This window comes from Noviluteimonas gilva, assembly GCF_009740395.1.
Taxonomy (GTDB): Bacteria; Pseudomonadota; Gammaproteobacteria; order Xanthomonadales; family Xanthomonadaceae; genus Noviluteimonas; species Noviluteimonas gilva.
Genome location: NZ_WOXT01000001.1, coordinates 1,210,492 through 1,228,591, shown reverse-complemented (window position 1 = coordinate 1,228,591; position 18,100 = coordinate 1,210,492). Strand labels below are relative to the sequence as shown.

The 18,100-nt window shown below is 67.1% G+C and carries 17 protein-coding genes; 7 read left to right on the top strand and 10 right to left on the bottom strand.

The features are described 5' to 3' along the window. Positions 1 to 43: 43 nt before the first annotated feature. From GN331_RS05870 to GN331_RS05855, 4 genes are all read right to left on the bottom strand, one after another. Positions 44 to 2,140, bottom strand: a complete 2,097-nt coding sequence (locus tag GN331_RS05870) for a reprolysin-like metallopeptidase (RefSeq protein WP_197427017.1) — start codon at positions 2,138 to 2,140, stop codon at positions 44 to 46. A 172-nt stretch (positions 2,141 to 2,312) separates the two neighbouring features. Beyond that, positions 2,313 to 4,394: a reprolysin-like metallopeptidase gene (locus GN331_RS05865; protein ID WP_156640910.1), complete on the bottom strand. Its 2,082-nt coding sequence runs from the start codon at positions 4,392 to 4,394 to the stop codon at positions 2,313 to 2,315. A 251-nt stretch (positions 4,395 to 4,645) separates the two neighbouring features. Further along, positions 4,646 to 5,275, bottom strand: a complete 630-nt coding sequence (locus tag GN331_RS05860) for a CoA transferase subunit B (protein ID WP_156640909.1) — start codon at positions 5,273 to 5,275, stop codon at positions 4,646 to 4,648. Beyond that, a complete protein-coding gene (locus tag GN331_RS05855; RefSeq protein WP_156640908.1) occupies positions 5,275 to 5,985 on the bottom strand; it encodes a CoA transferase subunit A in 711 nt (236 codons plus the stop codon). The genes GN331_RS05860 and GN331_RS05855 overlap by 1 nt, the downstream gene beginning before the upstream one ends. Positions 5,986 to 6,114: 129 nt before the next feature. Between GN331_RS05855 and GN331_RS05850 the strand changes: the two genes are divergently transcribed. The 7 genes from GN331_RS05850 to wecB are packed head-to-tail and all read left to right on the top strand — an operon-like array spanning position 6,115 to position 11,744. After that, entirely contained in the window at positions 6,115 to 6,861 is a 747-nt protein-coding gene (locus tag GN331_RS05850; protein ID WP_156640907.1) for an electron transfer flavoprotein subunit beta/FixA family protein, read from the top strand. Next, the gene (locus GN331_RS05845; protein ID WP_156640906.1) at positions 6,861 to 7,799 is read left to right on the top strand and encodes an electron transfer flavoprotein subunit alpha/FixB family protein; all 939 of its coding nucleotides are present in this window, start codon (positions 6,861 to 6,863) and stop codon (positions 7,797 to 7,799) included. Before GN331_RS05850 ends, GN331_RS05845 begins: the two co-directional genes overlap by 1 nt. A gap of 13 nt (positions 7,800 to 7,812) precedes the next feature. Beyond that, entirely contained in the window at positions 7,813 to 8,499 is a 687-nt protein-coding gene (locus GN331_RS05840; RefSeq protein ID WP_156640905.1) for a class I SAM-dependent methyltransferase, read from the top strand. Between the two features lie 4 nt (positions 8,500 to 8,503). Further along, positions 8,504 to 9,211, top strand: coding sequence for an NAD-dependent epimerase/dehydratase family protein (locus tag GN331_RS05835; RefSeq protein ID WP_197427016.1), 708 nt, complete (start codon positions 8,504 to 8,506; stop codon positions 9,209 to 9,211). Next, entirely contained in the window at positions 9,204 to 10,166 is a 963-nt protein-coding gene (locus tag GN331_RS05830; RefSeq protein WP_156640903.1) for a glycosyltransferase family 2 protein, read from the top strand. The genes GN331_RS05835 and GN331_RS05830 overlap by 8 nt, the downstream gene beginning before the upstream one ends. Continuing rightward, positions 10,163 to 10,564, top strand: a complete 402-nt coding sequence (locus GN331_RS05825; RefSeq protein WP_156640902.1) for a GtrA family protein — start codon at positions 10,163 to 10,165, stop codon at positions 10,562 to 10,564. The genes GN331_RS05830 and GN331_RS05825 overlap by 4 nt, the downstream gene beginning before the upstream one ends. Before the next feature lie 25 nt (positions 10,565 to 10,589). Then, on the top strand, positions 10,590 to 11,744 hold the full coding sequence (gene wecB, locus GN331_RS05820) for a non-hydrolyzing UDP-N-acetylglucosamine 2-epimerase (protein WP_231734340.1): 1,155 nt from the start codon (positions 10,590 to 10,592) through the stop codon (positions 11,742 to 11,744). A 16-nt stretch (positions 11,745 to 11,760) separates the two neighbouring features. Here wecB and GN331_RS05815 read toward each other — a convergent pair whose 3' ends face one another. From GN331_RS05815 to GN331_RS05790, 6 genes are read right to left on the bottom strand one after another with little or no spacing between them, the layout of a single operon-like run. Further along, positions 11,761 to 12,252, bottom strand: a complete 492-nt coding sequence (locus GN331_RS05815; protein ID WP_156640901.1) for a hypothetical protein — start codon at positions 12,250 to 12,252, stop codon at positions 11,761 to 11,763. 34 nt (positions 12,253 to 12,286) lie between these two features. After that, the gene (locus GN331_RS05810) at positions 12,287 to 13,453 is read right to left on the bottom strand and encodes an ABC transporter ATP-binding protein (protein WP_156640900.1); all 1,167 of its coding nucleotides are present in this window, start codon (positions 13,451 to 13,453) and stop codon (positions 12,287 to 12,289) included. A gap of 7 nt (positions 13,454 to 13,460) precedes the next feature. Next, positions 13,461 to 14,255, bottom strand: a complete 795-nt coding sequence (locus GN331_RS05805) for an ABC transporter permease (protein WP_156640899.1) — start codon at positions 14,253 to 14,255, stop codon at positions 13,461 to 13,463. Between the two features lie 13 nt (positions 14,256 to 14,268). Beyond that, positions 14,269 to 15,300, bottom strand: coding sequence for a polysaccharide pyruvyl transferase family protein (locus GN331_RS05800; RefSeq protein WP_156640898.1), 1,032 nt, complete (start codon positions 15,298 to 15,300; stop codon positions 14,269 to 14,271). Then, positions 15,300 to 16,838 (bottom strand): glycosyltransferase, encoded by a 1,539-nt coding sequence (locus tag GN331_RS05795; RefSeq protein ID WP_197427015.1) that lies wholly within the window; start codon positions 16,836 to 16,838, stop codon positions 15,300 to 15,302. The genes GN331_RS05800 and GN331_RS05795 overlap by 1 nt, the downstream gene beginning before the upstream one ends. Before the next feature lie 53 nt (positions 16,839 to 16,891). Next, positions 16,892 to 18,073 (bottom strand): cystathionine gamma-synthase, encoded by a 1,182-nt coding sequence (locus GN331_RS05790; RefSeq protein ID WP_156640896.1) that lies wholly within the window; start codon positions 18,071 to 18,073, stop codon positions 16,892 to 16,894. Positions 18,074 to 18,100: the final 27 nt, after the last annotated feature.

Below are 18,100 nucleotides of genomic sequence, written 5' to 3'. Positions count from 1 at the left end.
GCGCCATCGGATTCGATGGCGCCCTTGTTGGTTCAGGCAAGCGTCAGAGGTTGAACGTGCGCGTCAGGAAGACCGCCATCTGGTCGCGCGTGACCGCCGTCTCCGGGCAGTAGCGCGCCGGCGAAGCGGCGCAACCGCCGGTGATGCCTTCGTCGGCAAGCGCTTCGATCCACGCCGCGGCCCAGTAGTTGGTCGGGACGTCGGCGAAGCGGCCGGTCGCGGCGGGCGGCACGAACGCCGCACCGTACTTGGCGCGCAACAGGAACACCGCCATCTGCGCGCGCGTGACCGAGCCGGCCGGGCAGTACTGCGCCGGGTTCACGCCGCAACCGCTGGTGATGCCTTCGTTAACCAGCGCCTCGACCCACGAGATCGCCCAGAACCCTTGCGGGATGTCGGCGAACGAGCTGGTGGTCACGCCCGGCGGCTGGAAGCTGCCACCGTGCATGCCGCGCAGCAGGAAGATCGCCATCTGGTCGCGCTTGACCACGGCCGTCGGGCAGTAACGCGCGGGCGCCGCGCTGCAGCCGCTGGTGATGCCGGCGGCGAACACGCGACGGATCGCATCGTAGGCCCAGTAGTTGGTCGGCACGTCTTCGAAGTTCATCGGCGGCGCGCGGAACGCGGCGATGGTCGGCAACGTGTCGAGCAGGCTGCGCACGTTGTCGGCCTGGTCGGCGATACCGCAGGGCTGGCCCTGGCAGATCGACAGGTTCGGCGTCGAGAACACGCGGATGCCGGTCTGGCCCGTCTGGCGCACGGCCATCACGGTGAAGAACGTCGCCGTGTTGTAGCCGAAGCCGAAGGCGTGATGCGGGAACTCGTCGGCGTCGAGCACGGCGTCGGCGCCGGCCGCGGCGGTGCGGTCGTGCTGCAGGCCCATGTTGTGGCCGAGTTCGTGGATCAGGCTTTCGTTGCGGCAGGTCGAGCCGTTGCTCGGGAAGCCGGCGCCGCTCGAATCGCTGACCACGGAGAACGCGAAGTCATCGCTGGTGCTGTTGAAGGGCTGTTGCGCACCACCGAGCATCCACGCCACGCCGCAGCTTTGCTGGTCGGGCATGCGCAACGGGCGGATCAGCGTGACCAGGTCGGCACCGACCTGTTCGCGTGCGTTGACCAGCGCCGCCAGGGCCGCCGGGCGCGCCGCGGGCGAACACGTCACGCCGCCCGAAGGCAGGGTGCGGTCGGTCGCATTGCTGTTCGCGCACGTCACCGCGCTCAGTTCCATCAACGCCACGCGATTGGCGGTGTTGTCCGGATAGTTCACTTCCATCGACTGCACGAGGCGGATCTGCGCATCGACCTGGCTTTGCACGAACGTATCGTTCGCCACGTCGATGAGGTTGGTCAGGCGCGTCTGCGTTTGCGAGGCGCCGCCCAGCTGCGTGCGCAGGCCGGCGGTGTAGCCGATGAGCAGGTCGACGGTGACCGTGTTCGGGCCCGCCGCCGAGGCGCGGAGCTTCGAAGCGCTCTTCATCGACGAAGCGGTCTTCATCGCGGAGGCCTTCGTCTTCGCCTTCGCGGCGGCATCGGCGACCTGCGCCATGACCGGCATCGCGAGGTGGTCGGCGGCCATCAGTTCCGGATTCGGCGCGTTCTTCGCGGCGATCGGATCGGCTTCGACCAGCCAGGTGCGGCCGCCCATCGTGGTGACCTGCAACTCGCGGCCATCGGCGCGCTTGATCGTGCCGTACACCGCCTTCTCGCCGAAGGTGAGCAGCGCGTCGCCGCCCTGCCCGGTCTTCGCGTCCGGATGGCCGACCCACGACCAGTTGCCGTCCGCGTGTTCGACGTGGCGGGCGTACTTGACCGCGATGCGTTCGCCATCCGGCGCGGTCACGTCGAGCGTGCCGCCGGCGATCGCGCGCAGTGCATGCGATTCGCTCAATGCGACCGGCGTGTACACCATGCCGCCGCGACGGACCTGCGCTTGCGCGCGATCCACCGTGAACAACGAACCGGTGTCGGCTGCCGACGCGATCTGCGCACCCTGCGTGCGCCGTGTGCTCGCCACCGACTTCGCGTCGGTCGCGCTCGAAGCCGCGGCGCGACTGTTCGCGCCAAGGTCCGTCTGTCCACCTGCCGAGCACCCTGCCAGCAAGCCGGCGAGTACCCCCATTACCAAGATTCCGCTCCGCATGTCGCTCTCCCGATCTGCCATGAAAGGCCCCCCCTGCGGGAGCTCAGGCATTGCGAGATACGCCTGCTCAGATGCAAGAGGCGTGATGAACTCAGCGGCAGGACTTCAGCCGCCTTCACCGGCGGCTCACGAAATGCGGGCGGGGCGCATGCGGCGCCCCGCCCGGAAACGATCAGAACGTAAAGGCGCGGCCGAGGAAAACGGCCATCTGGTCGCGCGCGACGCTCGTGGTGGTGCAGTAGGTCTTCGGCGTGGTTTTGCACCCGCCGGTGATGCCTTCCTTCGACAACTGCTCGATCCAGGCCGCCGCCCAATAGGTCTTGGGCACGTCGACGTACATCGTGCCGGTCGCCGCCGGCGGCTGGTACGCCGCGCCGTGGCGCGCACGCAGCAGCATGATGGCCATCTGGTCGCGGGCGACCGGGGTCGTCGGGCAGAAACGCGCCGGGTTGGTCGCGCAGCCACCGGTGATGCCTTCGCGCGCGGCCTGTTCGATCCACGCGCGCGCCCAGTAATTGGCGGGCACGTCGGCGAACATGCCGGTCGCCGCCGGCGGCTGGTAGTTGCGACCGTGCTTGGCGCGCAGCAGGAACACCGTCATCGAATCACGCGCCACGGCGGTGGCCGGGCAATAACGCAGCGGCGAAGTGGCGCAACCACCCGTGATGCCGCCTTCGTAAAGCCTCTGGATGTCCGCGAAGGCCCAGAAGTTGGTCGGCACGTCGGCGAAAGTACCGCCGTAGATCGACGCGTAGAACTGCGCGACCACCGGGATGGTGTTGCTCAGGCTCTGTGCGTTGTCCGCATTCGCCGTGCCGCACGCCATCGAACCGCACGAGCTGATGCGCGGATTGGAGAACACGCGGAAGGCCTGCTGGCCATCGTCGCCGTACGCCATGATCGTGTAGAAGCTGCCCGCGTCGGTCTTGTAGCCGAACGAGTACGGATAACGGCCGTGCTCATCGAGCGTCAGCACGCCGTCGACGCCCGCGGCGGTCGTCGCGTCGTGCGCCGAACCCATGTTGTGGGCCAGCTCGTGCGCGAAGGTTTCGTTGCGGCAGACGTAGCCGTTGTCGGGGAACGGCTGCCCGGTGCTGTCGTCGTCGCCGATGCCGTTGGAGTCGCTGATGATCGAAATGCCCGCTTCCGCGTCGGCCTGCGTGATCGGCGCTTCGCCGCTGCCGATCGCCCAGGCGATGCCGCAGCTTTCGTTTTCCGGATCGGTGAAGTTGCGCACGAGCGACATCAGGTCGGCGCGCAGGTTTTCGCGCGCGGTGACCAGCGGCTGCAACGCGGCGGGAATCGCCGCCGGGCTGCAGCTGAGGTTGCCGTTTTCCAACTCGGTGCACGTCACGCCACTGAGGGCGCGCAACGCGGTTTCGTTGTTGGTGTCGTCCGGATACGTCACCTGCACCGTGCCGACCAGGCGCACCGCGCCATTGATCTGGCTGTTGGTGAAGGCCTGGTTGGTCACTGCGACCAGGTGCGTCAAACGCGTCACGGCCTGCGACTCACCGCCCAGGCGCGTGGCGAACCCGTTCGTGTAACCGACGACGACATCGACGGTGTTCGATTCGGGCGCCGCGGCGGAGGCGACGAGCGACTGCGTCTTCGGCTGCGCGGCAGCGCGCGCGAGCACCTTGTCGCGCGCGGCGGCGAGCGCCGGCGGCGGCGCGACCGAGTCCGGACCGGTCGGGCGACGGCCGACGTTGTCCAGGCGCGCGAGCTTCACCGGATCGGTTTCCATCAGGAACGTGCGGCCCTGCGCCGAGGAGATGCGCAGCGCGGGCTTGCGGCCGTAAGGCACGGTGCCGAACACGGCCTTCGGGCCGAAGGTGATGATCGCTTCGGTGCCCGGCTTGGTGCCGGCCGGACGGCCGACCCAGGTCCAGTTGCCGTCGCCGTGGTCGACCGCGTGGTCGAACTTCAGCGAGATCGTCGAACCATCGGGCGCCGGCACGTCGAGCGTGCCCGACGCGATCGCGTTGAGCGCGTGGTCCTCGCTGAGCGCGATCGCATGCCACGTGTACGCGCTGCGACTGCGCGGCGAGGCCGCGGTGTAGGCGAACAGTTGGCCGCGGTCGGGCACGCCGGCGATGGCGCGCGCGCGGTGGTTGCGCAGGCCGGCGGGCGATTGCGTCGCCGACGCGGTGGCGTTGCCTTTCGCGGCGGATCCATTGCCGTCGGAAGGAGTGTCGTGAGCAGTGCATGCCGCCAGGGCAAGCGCACCGGCGAGGAGCAAAGGAAGGCGCATTCGAATGGGTTCCCGTTGAATTGATGTCCGCCGCGAACCGTGGGAGACGGCCCCCTGATGCAGCGTGCGCGGGTCGATCCTCTCCCCGCTCGGCTAAGGATTATCCCTTTGCACAGGTGGACGCAAGCGCATTCCCATCACAATTGGCGCGCGCACCGCATGATGTCCTTCCGGGGTTACCGGAAGTAACGCGAATGGTTCAGCGAACGCCGTTTTTGGGCGCTCGCTGCCTGAACGCGTCAGGTCGCTTTTCAGGGGAGAACGGCAACGCCCGTCTTTTCGGCCAGCTCGTCCTGCGTCACGCCGGGCGCGAGTTCCACCAGCTTCAGGCCCGCGGGGGTGACGTCGAGCACGGCGAGATCGGTGATCACGCGATTCACCACGCCCACGCCGGTCAGCGGCAGCGTGCATTGCGAAAGCAACTTGTGTTCGCCGTTCTTCGCGGTGTGTTCCATCAGCACGACCACGCGCTTGACGCCGGCGACCAGGTCCATCGCGCCGCCCATGCCCTTGACCATCTTGCCGGGCACCATCCAATTCGCGAGATCGCCCTGGTCGGTGACCTGCATCGCGCCGAGGATCGCCAGATCGATGTGACCGCCGCGGATCATCGCGAACGAATCGTGGCTGCCGAAATAACTCGCACCTTCGCGCGCGGTGACCGTCTGCTTGCCGGCGTTGATGAGGTCGGCGTCGACTTCGTCTTCGGTGGGGAACGGGCCGATGCCGAGCAAACCGTTCTCCGATTGCAGCCACACATCCATGCCGTCGGGAATGAAGTTGGCCACCAGCGTCGGCAAGCCGATGCCGAGGTTGACGTACGCGCCGTCGGTGAGTTCCTGCGCGGCGCGTTGCGCCATCTGGTCGCGGGTCCAGGCCATTACACGCCTCCCTGGCGGACGGTGCGCTGTTCGATGCGCTTTTCGGGCGTCGCGTTGACGACGATGCGGTCGACGTAGATGCCGGGCAGGTGCACGTGGTCGGGATCGATCTGCCCGGTTTCGACGAGCTCCTCGACTTCCGCCACGCACGTCTTGCCGGCCATCGCGCACGCCGGATTGAAATTGCGCGCGGTCTTGCGGAACACCAGGTTGCCGGCCTTGTCCGCCTTCCACGCCTTCACCAGCGAGACGTCGGCGTGCAACGCGGTTTCGAGGACGTAGCTGTGGCCGTCGAACTCGCGCGTTTCCTTGCCGTCGGCGACGATCGTGCCGAAGCCGGTGCGGGTGAAGAAGGCCGGGATGCCCGCGCCGCCCGCGCGCAGTCGCTCGGCGAGCGTGCCCTGCGGGTTGAACTCCAGTTCCAGCTCGTTGGCCAGGTACTGGCGCTCGAATTCCTTGTTCTCGCCGACGTACGACGAAATCATCTTGCGAATCTGCCGGGTCGCGAGCAGCTGGCCGAGGCCGAAGCCGTCGACGCCCGCGTTGTTGGAGATCACCGTCAGGCCCTTGGCGCCGGTATCGCGCAACGCGGCGATCAGCGCCTCGGGAATGCCGCACAGGCCGAAACCGCCGACCGCGAGGGTCTGTCCGTCTTGGACGAGGTCGGCCAGGGCCGTGGCCGCGTCCGGGAAGAGCTTGTTGCCGGCCATGGAACCTCCGATGCAAAGAGGCTGGATTCTAGCGCGGGCACGTCCGGGCCCCATCGGTCTTTCGTCCACCTTGCCGGCCGGGCGGGCTAAAATCGCGGTCCGCTTCGATCATCGGATGCCCCTCCCCCAATGAAGATCCTCGTCGGCTACAAGCGCGTGGTGGACTACAACGTCCGCATCCAGGTCAAACCCGACGGTTCGGGCGTGGTCACCGACGGCGTCAAGCTGTCGGCCAACCCGTTCGACGAAATCGCGCTGGAAGAAGCCCTGCGGTTGCGCGACAAGGGCATCGCGACGGAAGTCGTGGTCGCCACCATCGCCCCCGCCGACGCCCAGGCCCACCTGCGCAACGGCCTGGCCATGGGCGCCAACCGCGCGATCCACGTGGTCGCCGACGGCGCGATCGCCCCGCTCACCGCCGCGCGCGCGCTGTTGAAGCTGGTCGAGAAGGAACAGCCCGACCTCGTCATCCTCGGCAAGCAGGCCATCGACGACGACGCCAACCAGACCGGCCAGATGCTCGCCACGCTGTGGGGCCGCCCGCAGGCGACCTTCGCGTCGAAGCTCGACGTCGCCGACGGCAAGGCCACGGTCGTGCGCGAAGTCGACGCGGGCCTGGAAACGCTCGAAGTCGACCTGCCGGCGGTGGTCACCACCGACCTGCGCCTCAACGAGCCGCGCTTCATCAAGCTGCCCGACATCATGAAGGCCAAGAGCAAGCCGCTCGAATCCATTCCGTTCGCCGATCTCGGCCTCGACGCCGCCGACGAACTCAAGACCACGCACTACGCGCCGCCTGCCAAGCGCAGCAAGGGCGTGATGGTGAAGGACGCGGCCGAACTGGTCGCCGCACTGAAAGCGAAGGGGTTGCTCTGATGTCCAAGGTCCTGATCGTCGCCGAACATCTCGACGGCAAGCTCAACGCATCCACCGCCAAGTGCGTGTCCGCAGCGAAGGCGCTTAAACCTGAGTCGATCGACGTCGTCGTGCTCGCGGCCGATCCCGCTTCCGTCGCCGCGGATGCCGCGAAGTTGCAGGGCGTCGCGCGCGTGCTCACCGTCGCCAACGCCGCCAACGCGCATGCGCTCGCGCAGGTGCAGGCGCCGCAGGTGGCGAAGCTCGCCGCCGATTACACGCATGTGTTCGGCCCCAGCACGACCTTCGGCAAGGACCTGATGCCGTGCGTCGCCGCACTGCTCGGCGTGTCGCAGGTGTCCGATGTCATGTCGGTCGAAGGCACGCACACGTTCAAGCGCCCGATCTACGCGGGCAACGCGATCGTCACCGTCGAAGCGCCGCAGGGCCGCCCGGTCGTCGCGACCGTGCGCACGGCCTCGTGGCCGGAAGTCGCGCGCGACGGCAGCGCCGCCGTCGAAGCGGCGAACGCCGACGCGACGCTGCCCACGCACACGCGCTTCAAGGAACTCGCCGCCGGCAAGTCCGATCGTCCTGACCTGCAGAGTGCCAAGCGCGTGGTCTCCGGTGGCCGCGGCGTCGGTTCGGCGGAAAACTTCAAGATCGTCTACGAGCTCGCCGACAAGCTCGGCGCCGCGGTCGGCGCCTCGCGCGCGGCGGTGGACGCCGGTTACGTGCCGAACGAATTGCAGGTCGGCCAGACCGGCAAGATCATCGCGCCGGAGTTGTACGTCGCCGTCGGCATCAGCGGCGCGATCCAGCACCTGACCGGCATCAAGGACGCCGGCACGATCGTGGCGATCAACAAGGATCCCGAGGCGCCGATCTTCGAGATCGCCGACATCGGCCTGGTCGGCGATCTGTTCAAACTGCTGCCGGAATTGCAGCAGGCGCTTTAACGCAGGGGCGGCTTTGGACACGCCTCCCGAATTCGACCGCTACGCGCGCGATTACGCGCGCCTGCACGGCGAAAGCATCCGCGCCAGCGGCGAGGAGCCGGCGTACTTCGCCGCCTCCAAGGCCGCGTATGTCGCGCGCGCGATGTCTGCGCAAACGCCGGCGCGCCTGCTCGATTTCGGCTGCGGCATCGGCGGCACGCTCGGCTTCCTGCGCGACGCCCTGCCCGGTACGAAACTGCACGGCATGGATGTCTCGCGCGAAAGCCTGGCGATGGCCGCGCAGGCGCATCCGGATGTCGCGCTGTCCGTGATCGAAGGCGACCGCCTCGCGATGGACGACGCTGCGGTGGACGTCGCGGTGGCCGCGTGCGTCTTCCACCACATCGCGCCGGTCGAACGCGCGAATTGGCTGGGCGAATTGCGTCGCGTGCTCAAGCCGGGCGGCCGGCTGTTCGTGTTCGAACACAATCCGTGGAATCCGCTGACGCGCAAGGTCGTCGACGAATGTCCGTTCGACGAAGACGCCATCCTGCTCAGCAGCATCGAAACGCGCAGCCTGATGCGCGATGCGGGTTTCAACGACACGCACGTGGACTACACGATCTTCTTCCCGCATGCGCTCGCCGCGCTGCGCCCGCTCGAACGCCTGCTCACGCGCGTGCCGATGGGCGCGCAATACGTCGCGAGCGGACGCGCGTGACCCGATGACGCACCTGAGGCCCGTGACAGGCGCCGCGATCGTGGGACGCGGCATGCTCGCGCACGCGATGGCGCCGGTCGTGCAAGCGCGCCACGGGTGCATCGCCTTCGCATCGGGCGTTTCCAATTCGACGGAAACCGATCCGGCGGCGTTCGCGCGCGAAGAAGCGCTGCTGCGCGAACACCTCCAGGATCCGCGCACGCTGCTGTATTTCAGCAGTTGCGGCGTCGCCGACGAACACGAAGCGCGCCGTCCCTACATCCGCCACAAACTGGCGATGGAAGCGTTGGTGCGCGCGCACGGCGGCCGAATCGTGCGCCTGCCGCAGGTCGTCGGGCGCACCGACAATCCGCACACGCTCACCAACTATCTGCGCGACCGCATCGTGCGCGGCGAGCACTTCGATCTGTGGGCGAACGCCGAGCGCAACCTCGTCGACGTCGATGATGTCGTGCGCATCGTCGCCGCGTTGCTGGACAAGTGGCCGGAGGACCGGCGCACCGTCACGATCGCCAGCCCGGCCTCCACGCCGATGCCGAAGATCGTCGCGGTATTCGAGCAGGTGCTCGGCCGCAAGGCGAATTACACCTCGCTCGACCTCGGTCGCCCGATGCCCGTCGACACCGCGCTCGCGCGCAGTATCGCCGCACGCATCGGCATCGGCTTCGACGCGCGCTACCTCGAACGCGTCATCGGGAAATACTATGGTTGAGACGCCCATCGCGCTGTCGGTCGTGATCCCGGTCTACGGCAGCGCGCGCATCCTGCCGGAGCTCGCGCGCCGGCTCGAAGCCGCGCTCGCGCCGCGCTACGGCCTCGACGGTTTCGAAGCGGTGCTCGTGCACGACAGCGGGCCCGACGATGCGTGGCAAGTGATCGAATCGCTCGCCGCGCAACATCCCTGGCTCGGCGGCGTCGACCTGCGCATGAACGCCGGCCAGCACAACGCGGTGATGGCGGGCCTGGCGCACGCGCGCGGCGCCATCGTCGTCACGATGGACGACGACCTGCAGCATTCGCCCGACGACATCGCCACGCTCGTGGCGAAGATCGAAGGCGGCGCGGACGTGTGCTACGCGAACTTCGCGCGGCGCGAACACGCGGCGTGGAAGGTGCTCGGCAGCCGCTTCAACGATTGGGTCGCGCAGCGTTTGCTGAAGAAGCCAAAGGGGTTGTACCTCTCGCCGTTCCGCGCGATGCGCAGCGAGATTCGCGACGAAGTGCTGCGTTACGACGGCCCCTTCGTCTATGTCGACGGGCTCATCCTGCAGGCCACGCGCAACATCGCGACGGTCGAAGTCGAACACCATGCGCGCGGCGACGGGCGCTCGGGTTACAGCTTCACCAAGCTGGTCTCGCTGTGGTCGCAGATGGCGACGAGTTTCTCCGTCGTGCCGCTGCGTTTCGTCTCGCTGGTCGGTGCGCTGTCGTCGGTGTTCGGGTTCCTGATGGCGGGCGTGGTGGTCGTGTCCAAGTTGCTGCATCCGGAATGGACCGTCGGCTGGGCCTCGCTGATCGTCACCGTACTGATCCTCGGCGGCATCCAGTTGCTCTCGCTCGGCGCGATCGGCGAATACGTGGGCCGCGTGCTGCTCACGCTCAACGGCAAGCCGCAGTACGTCGTGCGCAAGACCGTCGGTCGCCTGTCCGCGCGGAAAGGCGGATGACGATGGACCTCTCCGCGATGGCGGCGCGCTTCGTGCGCTTCGCGATGGTGGGCGGCGCGACCACGCTGTTCTACGGCGTGATGGCGTGGCTGCTCGTCGAACATGCGGGCGTGGCACCCGTGCCCGCGTCCGTGCTGGCTTACCTTGCGGCCGTGCCGCTGAATTTCCTGCTGCAGCGCGGCTTCGCGTTCCGCTCGGAGAACCGCGTGCAGCGCGATCTTCCGCGCTACCTGCTCGTGCATGCGGGCAACATCGCCGCGTCCGCGGCCGTGATGCACCTTGTGGTCTCGGTCCTGCATGCCGGGTATCTTTACGGGGTCATCGCGACCATGACCTTCGTGCCCGTGGTCGTGTTCTTTTTCCTGGACCGTTGGGTCTTCAAACGCTGGCCGGGCTGATGCGGCCCGGAGACGAGTACCTCCCATGACAACTAGCGAAGGGCGCAGGCGCGTCATGGTCGTATTCGGCACGCGACCGGAAGCCATCAAGATGGCGCCGGTGGTGCATGCGATCCAGGCCCACCCCGACCTCGAAGCGCAGGTCGTGGTGACCGCACAACATCGGCAGATGCTCGACCAGGTGCTGGAAGTCTTCGACATCCGCCCCGACGCCGACCTCGACCTGATGCAGCAGGGCCAGACCCTGCCCGACCTCACCAGCCGCATCGTCACCGGCATGACGCCGGTGTTCCAGCAGTTCGCGCCCGACCTGGTGCTCGTGCATGGCGATACGTCGACGACCTTGTCGACCTCGCTGGCGGCGTTCTACGCACGCGTGCCCATCGGCCACGTCGAAGCGGGCCTGCGCACGGGCAACATGCATGCGCCGTGGCCGGAGGAAATGAATCGCCGCCTGACCGCGCCGCTGTGCGCGCTGCATTTCGCACCGACGCCGCGCTCGCGCGAGAACCTCGAGCGCGAAGGCATCGCCGCCGACGGCATCCACGTCACCGGCAACACCGTCATCGACGCGCTGCTCGAAGTGGACGCGCGCCTGCGCGAAGACGCGCAACTGCGCGGCGCGATGGAAGCGCGCTTCCCCTTCCTCGATCCAAACCGCCGCCTGCTGCTCATCACCGGTCATCGTCGCGAGAATTTCGGCGAAGGCTTCGAACGCATCTGCCGCGCCATCGCGCGTCTCGCGGCGCGGCCCGATTTGCAGATCGTGTATCCGGTGCACCTGAATCCGAACGTGCAGGAACCCGTGCGCCGCCATCTGGCGGGCCTGTCGAACGTGCACCTGGTCGAACCGCAGGATTACCTGCCGTTCGTATTCCTCATGCAGCGCAGCTACGTGATTCTCACCGACTCGGGCGGCGTGCAGGAAGAAGCGCCGTCGCTCGGCAAGCCGGTGCTGGTGATGCGCGACACCACCGAGCGCCCGGAAGCCGTCGATGCCGGCACGGTGCTGCTGGTGGGAACCGACGAAAACCGCATCGCCGAAAGCGTGGCGCACCTGCTCGACGACGCGCAGGCTTATGCGCGGATGTCGACCGCGCACAATCCGTACGGCGATGGCCTGGCGGGCAAGCGCATCGCACAGGTCATCGCGTCGCGCTTCGCATCGCGCGACGCGTGACTCGAAGCGAAGTGCCTCAGCGCACTTCGATCGAAACGCTTTCCGGCTGCGCCTGGCCTTCCATCGTCGCTTCGAGCGTGTAGCTGCCGGCAGCGAGCGTGGTGGCAGGCGCGAGCGAGAAGTTGGCGCGATGCGCGCCCTTCGCCGCGATGGTCTTGCTGTCGCCGGCGACGTTGCCGCCCTGCGAATCGATCAGCGCGACGTCCACGCGCGTCGGCGCGTCGATGTTTTCCAGCTGCACCATCGCGAAGAGCTTCTCGCCCTGCTTGAACTTGGTGGCCACGCCGCCGACCTGGAAGGTCTTGGGTTCGATGTAACGGCCGACCCTGACCGACGCGATGTGCGGGCCGGCGATCGCGGCCGGCGCGGTCGCGACGGTGGCGGCGGTGGGGACGGTCTGCTGCGCGGCGGCGTCGGTCGCCGCATCGGCGGCGGTTTCGCTGCGCTGGCAGGCGGCAAGGACGAGCGCGGAAGCGGCGATCAGCGCGGCGTTACGGAAGAGCGACATGAGGTGGCCTCGAATGGATTGGGGTCGGAAATAATCAGGAATGCGCGTTGGCGTGCGCGGCGTCGACCATCGCGAAATGGATGCGACCGACCGCACCGGGCGCCTGGCGCGCAGTGTCGTTGGGCACGTATGCGGTCAGCGTGACGCGCGCGGTGGCGCCGCCGGCGCCGGTGAATTCGAAGACATTCGGCAGGCCACGCGTCGTCGACGCGAACGCGCTGGGCCGCAGCCCGCGCGCGGCGAGCGATGCCGACAGCGATGCAAGCGCGTTGGCGAGCGTGTCGTCGTGGATTTCCACGGTGAAGCCGTAACGGCCTTCGCCCAGGTTTTCGAACAGGCGATGCGGCGGCTTCGCGAAGCGAATGCCGTGACCCGTCGCATGTGCGAGGCGCTGCGGAACGAACGCAGGCGCGGCGGCCGCGGCGGCGGGTTGTTCCTTCGGCGCGATCAAATGCCGGTAGTGATCGAGCGCCTGCTTGATCGCGCCATCGAACACCACGCGACCGGCTTCGAGCACGAGCCCGCGATTGCACACGCGCCGCACGAGGTCGTCGCTGTGGCTGGCGAGCACCATGATGCGCGAACCCGACACGCGGTCCTGCATGCGTTCGCGTGCGCGCTTGATGAACTGCGCATCGCCCGTGCCGATCCACTCGTCGAGCAACATGATGTCCGGCTGCACGCTGGTGGAAATGGCGAAGCCCAGGCGCATGCGCTGGCCCGCCGACAGCGTCGCCAGGCGTCGGCCCGCGAGCGCACCGAGTTCGGCGAATTCCAGGATCGAACCCACCGAGTCGCGGATCGTGTGCATCGGCGCGCCCATCGCCGCGCCGCGAAGGAAGATGTTTTCCCGCAGCGTCGCTTCCGGATTGAAGCCGAGCGAAACGTTGAGCAGTGCCTGGCGCGAACCGTGGATTTCGACTTCGCCTTCGGTGGGCAGGTAGCAGCCCGTCAACAGGTGCAACAGGCTCGTCTTGCCGGCACCGTTGCGCCCGATGAGCGCGATGCGGTCGCCATCGTTGGCTTCGAAATCGATGTCGCTGAGGATCGTGTTGAGGCGCCGGTCCGGGCGGTCGATCGCCGCGCCGAACAAGGTCTTCAGCCACGAATCCTCGGCCTTCTGGTGCTGGAAGAAGGTCGGCAGCTTCAGCGTGACGCGGCTGAGCCGGATGGACGCGCCCTGCTTGGGGTTCGATGCCATGTGCGCCTCAGATCCAGAGCGGCACGTAGCGGCCGTAGCGTCGATACAACCACGACGTCGACAGACCGCCGACCACGACGAAGATGCCCACGAACCACAGCGTGTACGCGTCCGGCATCTTGCCGAGCAATGGATCGCGCACGAAGTTGATCAGGTGCGCGGCCGGATTGGCGCGCGTGACCATGGTCAGCACGTGACCGCCATGCGCCTGCTGCGGATACCAGAGGATCGGCGTGACCAGGAACGCGAAGATCAGGATCGTGTTCGTGAATTCCGCAGTATCCGGGAAGCGTGCGCCGAACAAGGCCAGGTGCGCGGCGAGCCACAGCATGCCGAGCAGGAAGACAGGCATCGTCACCAACAACGTCGCGAGGTTGGCGACGTGCATCTCGTCCGACCACGCGAACACACCCGCGAGGATCGGCAGCGACGCCACGAAATAGAACATCGCCTTCGACAGCGTGCGCAGGAAATAGTCGGTCAGCCGCACGCGCCCGTCGAAGATGAAGGACTTGTGGTTGCGCAGCACCGACGTCGATTCGGTGATCACCTGGATGATCACGCGCCACAGCAGATACCCAACGCCGAGGAACGGCAGGTAGTGCTGCGGCGGGAAATGCATCAGCTGCGAATAGATGGTGCCGAGCAGCACGACGAACACGAACGGCGGCAGCACCATCCACACCGGGCCGATCGACGTGCGCCGATACTTGACGAGGATGTCGAGCCAGCTCGAGTAGCCCCAGAACGCGGGTTCCCGCAAGGTCGCGGCCAGGTCGCGTCCGAACGTGCCGATGGGCATGGGATCGAATCCGTCAGTGGCCGACGGCGCGCTCGCCGCGGGCGTGCTTCACCGTACCACCGGCCGCGTCGCCCAGGTCCTGGCGCAGCGCGGCCAGGCCTTCGCGCGCGTGTTCGCGGATCGACGGCGGGAAGGCCATGCGTGGCGCGTCGAGGAAGGCGTCGAGCTTGGTTTCCAGCGCGGCGTCGGCGAGCGAGGACACCCACGCCTGCTTGCCGAGTTCGGCGTAGAAATTCTTGAACTTGTTCGCCGACGACAACGCCAGGCACGGCACGCCGTGCGTCATCGCCACCACGCAGCCGTGGAATTTCATCGAGGCGACGCGATCGCAGGAGATCAGTTCATCGGTCAACGAGGCGAGGTTGTCGCGGATCACGATGTCGGCGTTGCCCAGGTCCAGGCGCGCGACCGTATCGAAGTCGTCGGCCAGCGTGCGGCCCGTGGCGAGCATCAGCAGGCGCGGGTGGAAGCCGCGGGCGCGGACGGCATCGAGCAGCGCGCGCGTCTTTTCCTGGCTGACGCCATTCTGCTGGTGGCGCAGGACCACGCCGAAGGTGCGATCGCGCGGCGCGACGTATTCGTGCGTGTACGCGCACACGATGTCGGGCGCGCATTCGACCGGCGCGGTCGGCTTGAGGTGCTGCGAAATCCACTCCGCGCTTTCCTGGTCGCGCGCGGTGATCTTCTTCACCGACGGATGCTGGAAGAACTCGCGCATCTTCAGCACGACATCGGCGTTGTAACCGCCCCACTTGGGCACGCCCACGCCGTAGATCACCACCGGCTTGGCGAGGAATTCCGGGCGCCAGTACAGCGTGCTGAGCGAGAACGGGATGACCAGGTCGCCGCCGCCGATCATGATGACGTCCACGTCGGCGATGTTCGCCTGGAGGTTGTCCAGGATCAACTCGCCCTTCGGACCGAGGTCGTGGAGGACGCGGAAGCGGCAATCCTTCAATTCGGTTTCGAGCACGTCCTTGAAGAACTCGTCGCCGTAGTTGCCCCAGCCGTAGTACCCCACCAGCCCAACACGCAAAGTCGTCATCAGTTGCTCACGGATTTGTTTTCGAGAACGGCGTCATGCGCGGCACTGAGCACCTGCGCGCGCTTGTCCCAGGTATTTTCTTCGGCCAGTGCGCGGAAGCGTTCGATCCATTCCGGATCGCGCGAACGCGACAACGCCTCGTCGATCGCCACCGAATACGCTTCGGCGGAGCCCGCGGTCAGCACTTCGGGGAATTGCTCGCACTCTTCCATGCCCTGCGTCACGACCACCGGCAGGCCGAGCGCGAAGTATTCGAACAGCTTGAGCGGCGACGTGGTCCGCGCGATCTCGCCCTGCTTGAACGGGATGATGGCCACGTCGAAGTGCTGCGCGAAATACGGCAGCACCGCGTAGTCGACCGCGCCGAGCGCGTAGACATTCGACAGCGACTCCAGCTTGCGCGCCGCGTCCAGGTAATCCGGGCCGATGTAGACGAACGACAGGTCCGGGCGCTGCTTGGCCAGTTCGTTCATCGCCTCGTACCACAACCACGGTGCCATCGCGCCGAAGTAGCCCACGATCGGACGCCCCGCTTCGACCACGTCGCGCATGTCCGGCGGCACGGTCGCACGGCGGTCGTGGCGCAGCACTTCGTCGTAGTGATAGGTGTCCACGCCGTTGGGCACGTAGGTCACGGGCACGGTGTTGAGCTTCGCGCGCAGTTCCTCGCGCAGCGTCGCGGCCGATGCCAGGCCCAGGTCGATGTGCTCGTCGTCCACCAATGCGAACTGGCGGGCCAGCTGGCCGGTGGTGTGGAACGAGATTTCGGGATCGATGTGGTCGATGTACTCGTACAGCAGCTTGTTGTTGCGCGCACGCACCTTCCTGGCCACGTCGGCCTGCCACGACAGCAGCGTGGCCACCGTCGAATAGCACGACACCAGCGCGTCATCGACCATCAGATGCGCGGGCTGGTTGGTGATGAACACGTTCGGCGCGACTTCATGGAAGCCCTTCGCGCGATCGCCGAGCATGTTGGCCGTCACGTAGAACACCAGGTAGCCCTGGCGCGCCATCGCGAGCGCCATGTGCTGCGGGCGCTGGAACAGCGGCACGAACCAATCGATGATCGCCGACTGCACGAACACGCGGCGCTGGCCCTCGGGCTGGCGCGCGAGGATCGTTTCGATCTTGTTGTAGTAGGTGTGCGACAGGAACGACGTCGCTTCCCAGGTCTTCTCGGCAGGCACCGGGTGCGCGCGGTATTCGATCGCGCCGATGTCCGGCAGTTCCGGGCGACGCAGGCGCGAGCCCGCGGGCGGCACGACGCGCGGCAACGGGATCGAACGGATCACGTCGGTGTATTCGCGCTTGTAGCGGATGCGCGACCAGACCTTCGCGATCTTCGTGAACAACTGCCACAGGCGCGAACGGCCGAGCTCGTCCACCACCTTGTTGTACTGCGCGAGCAATTCGACCGACGAATGCGCGTAGGCGCCGTGCACGCGCTGGTATTCGGTGTAGAGGCGGTCGACTTCGTACTTGTAGGACAGCACGTCGCGGCGCGCTTGCAGCAGCGCTGCGTCGCTGTCTTGCATCGCAGGCGCCGCATCCCGTTGGGGCTGCAGGCTGGCTGGCGTATCGGTGCTCATCAGGTCTTCGATTGCAGTGCGTGGTCGAGATCGCGACGCAGGTCTTCGAGGTCTTCCACGCCCACGCTCAGGCGCACGAGGTTGTCGAACAACCCCAGTTGCGCGCGGCGTTCCGGCGGGATCGACGCGTGCGTCATGATCGCGGGATGGTTGACGAGGCTTTCCACGCCGCCGAGCGATTCGGCCAGCGTGAACAGCCTGGTGCGTTCGCAGAAGCGCTTGGACGCTTCCAGGCCACCCTTCACGAAGATCGTGACGATGCCGCCGAACCCGTCCATCTGGCGCTTGGCGAGCGCGTGGTGCGGATGCGAGGCCAGGCCCGGATAGACGACGCGTTCGATCGCCGGATGCGATTCCAGCCACTGCGCCAACGCGAGCGCGTTGTCGCAATGCGCGCGCATGCGCAAGTGCAGCGTCTTGAGGCCGCGCAGCGCGAGGAAGCTGTCGAACGGCCCCTGCACCGCGCCGATGGAGTTCTGCAGGAAGGCGAGCTTCTCGGCGAGTTCGGCGTCGTCGCCGACCACGAGGATGCCGCCGACCATGTCGCTGTGGCCGTTGAGGTACTTCGTCGCCGAATGCATGACGATGTCCGCGCCGTGTTCCAGCGGGCGCTGCACCATCGGCGAGGAGAAGGTGTTGTCGACGACGACCAGCAGGCCGCGCTGCTTCGCGATCTTCGCGATCGCGTCGATGTCGACGATCTTCAGCAACGGATTGGTCGGGGTTTCGATCCACACCATCTTGGTGTTGGGCTTGATCGCGGCTTCGAACTTCGCCGGATCGGTGAGATCCACCCAGCTGAAATCCAGGCCCGCCGTGCGGCGGCGCACGCGCTCGAACAGGCGGAACGTGCCGCCGTAGACATCGTCCATCGCGATCACGTGGTCGCCGCTGTCCAGCACTTCCAGCAACGTGGAGGTCGCCGCCAGGCCCGAGGCGAACGCGAAGCCGCGCGTGCCGCCTTCCAGGCCGGCGATGCAGCGCTCGTAGGCGAAGCGCGTGGGATTGTGCGTGCGCGAGTACTCGAAGCCCTGGTGTTCACCGGGGCTGGACTGCGCATACGTCGAGGTCGCGTAGATCGGCGTCATCACGGCGCCGGTCGAGGGGTCGGGGGATTGCCCGGCGTGGATCGCGAGCGTACCGAGCCCGTGTCGCGTGCCGCCCTGTCCTTCTGGTTTCATCCGCGGGGTCCCATTAGCGTGAGTGCG

Coding starts and splice junctions, on each gene's coding strand:
- GN331_RS05870 (WP_197427017.1), bottom strand. CDS start 2,140: ATGCGGAGCGGAATCTTGGTAATGGGGGTACTCGCCGGCTTGCTGGCA.
- GN331_RS05865 (WP_156640910.1), bottom strand. CDS start 4,394: ATGCGCCTTCCTTTGCTCCTCGCCGGTGCGCTTGCCCTGGCGGCATGC.
- GN331_RS05860 (WP_156640909.1), bottom strand. CDS start 5,275: ATGGCCTGGACCCGCGACCAGATGGCGCAACGCGCCGCGCAGGAACTC.
- GN331_RS05855 (WP_156640908.1), bottom strand. CDS start 5,985: ATGGCCGGCAACAAGCTCTTCCCGGACGCGGCCACGGCCCTGGCCGAC.
- GN331_RS05850 (WP_156640907.1), top strand. CDS start 6,115: ATGAAGATCCTCGTCGGCTACAAGCGCGTGGTGGACTACAACGTCCGC.
- GN331_RS05845 (WP_156640906.1), top strand. CDS start 6,861: ATGTCCAAGGTCCTGATCGTCGCCGAACATCTCGACGGCAAGCTCAAC.
- GN331_RS05835 (WP_197427016.1), top strand. CDS start 8,504: ATGACGCACCTGAGGCCCGTGACAGGCGCCGCGATCGTGGGACGCGGC.
- GN331_RS05830 (WP_156640903.1), top strand. CDS start 9,204: ATGGTTGAGACGCCCATCGCGCTGTCGGTCGTGATCCCGGTCTACGGC.
- GN331_RS05825 (WP_156640902.1), top strand. CDS start 10,163: ATGACGATGGACCTCTCCGCGATGGCGGCGCGCTTCGTGCGCTTCGCG.
- wecB (WP_231734340.1), top strand. CDS start 10,590: ATGACAACTAGCGAAGGGCGCAGGCGCGTCATGGTCGTATTCGGCACG.
- GN331_RS05815 (WP_156640901.1), bottom strand. CDS start 12,252: ATGTCGCTCTTCCGTAACGCCGCGCTGATCGCCGCTTCCGCGCTCGTC.
- GN331_RS05810 (WP_156640900.1), bottom strand. CDS start 13,453: ATGGCATCGAACCCCAAGCAGGGCGCGTCCATCCGGCTCAGCCGCGTC.
- GN331_RS05805 (WP_156640899.1), bottom strand. CDS start 14,255: ATGCCCATCGGCACGTTCGGACGCGACCTGGCCGCGACCTTGCGGGAA.
- GN331_RS05800 (WP_156640898.1), bottom strand. CDS start 15,300: ATGACGACTTTGCGTGTTGGGCTGGTGGGGTACTACGGCTGGGGCAAC.
- GN331_RS05795 (WP_197427015.1), bottom strand. CDS start 16,838: ATGCAAGACAGCGACGCAGCGCTGCTGCAAGCGCGCCGCGACGTGCTG.
- GN331_RS05790 (WP_156640896.1), bottom strand. CDS start 18,073: ATGAAACCAGAAGGACAGGGCGGCACGCGACACGGGCTCGGTACGCTC.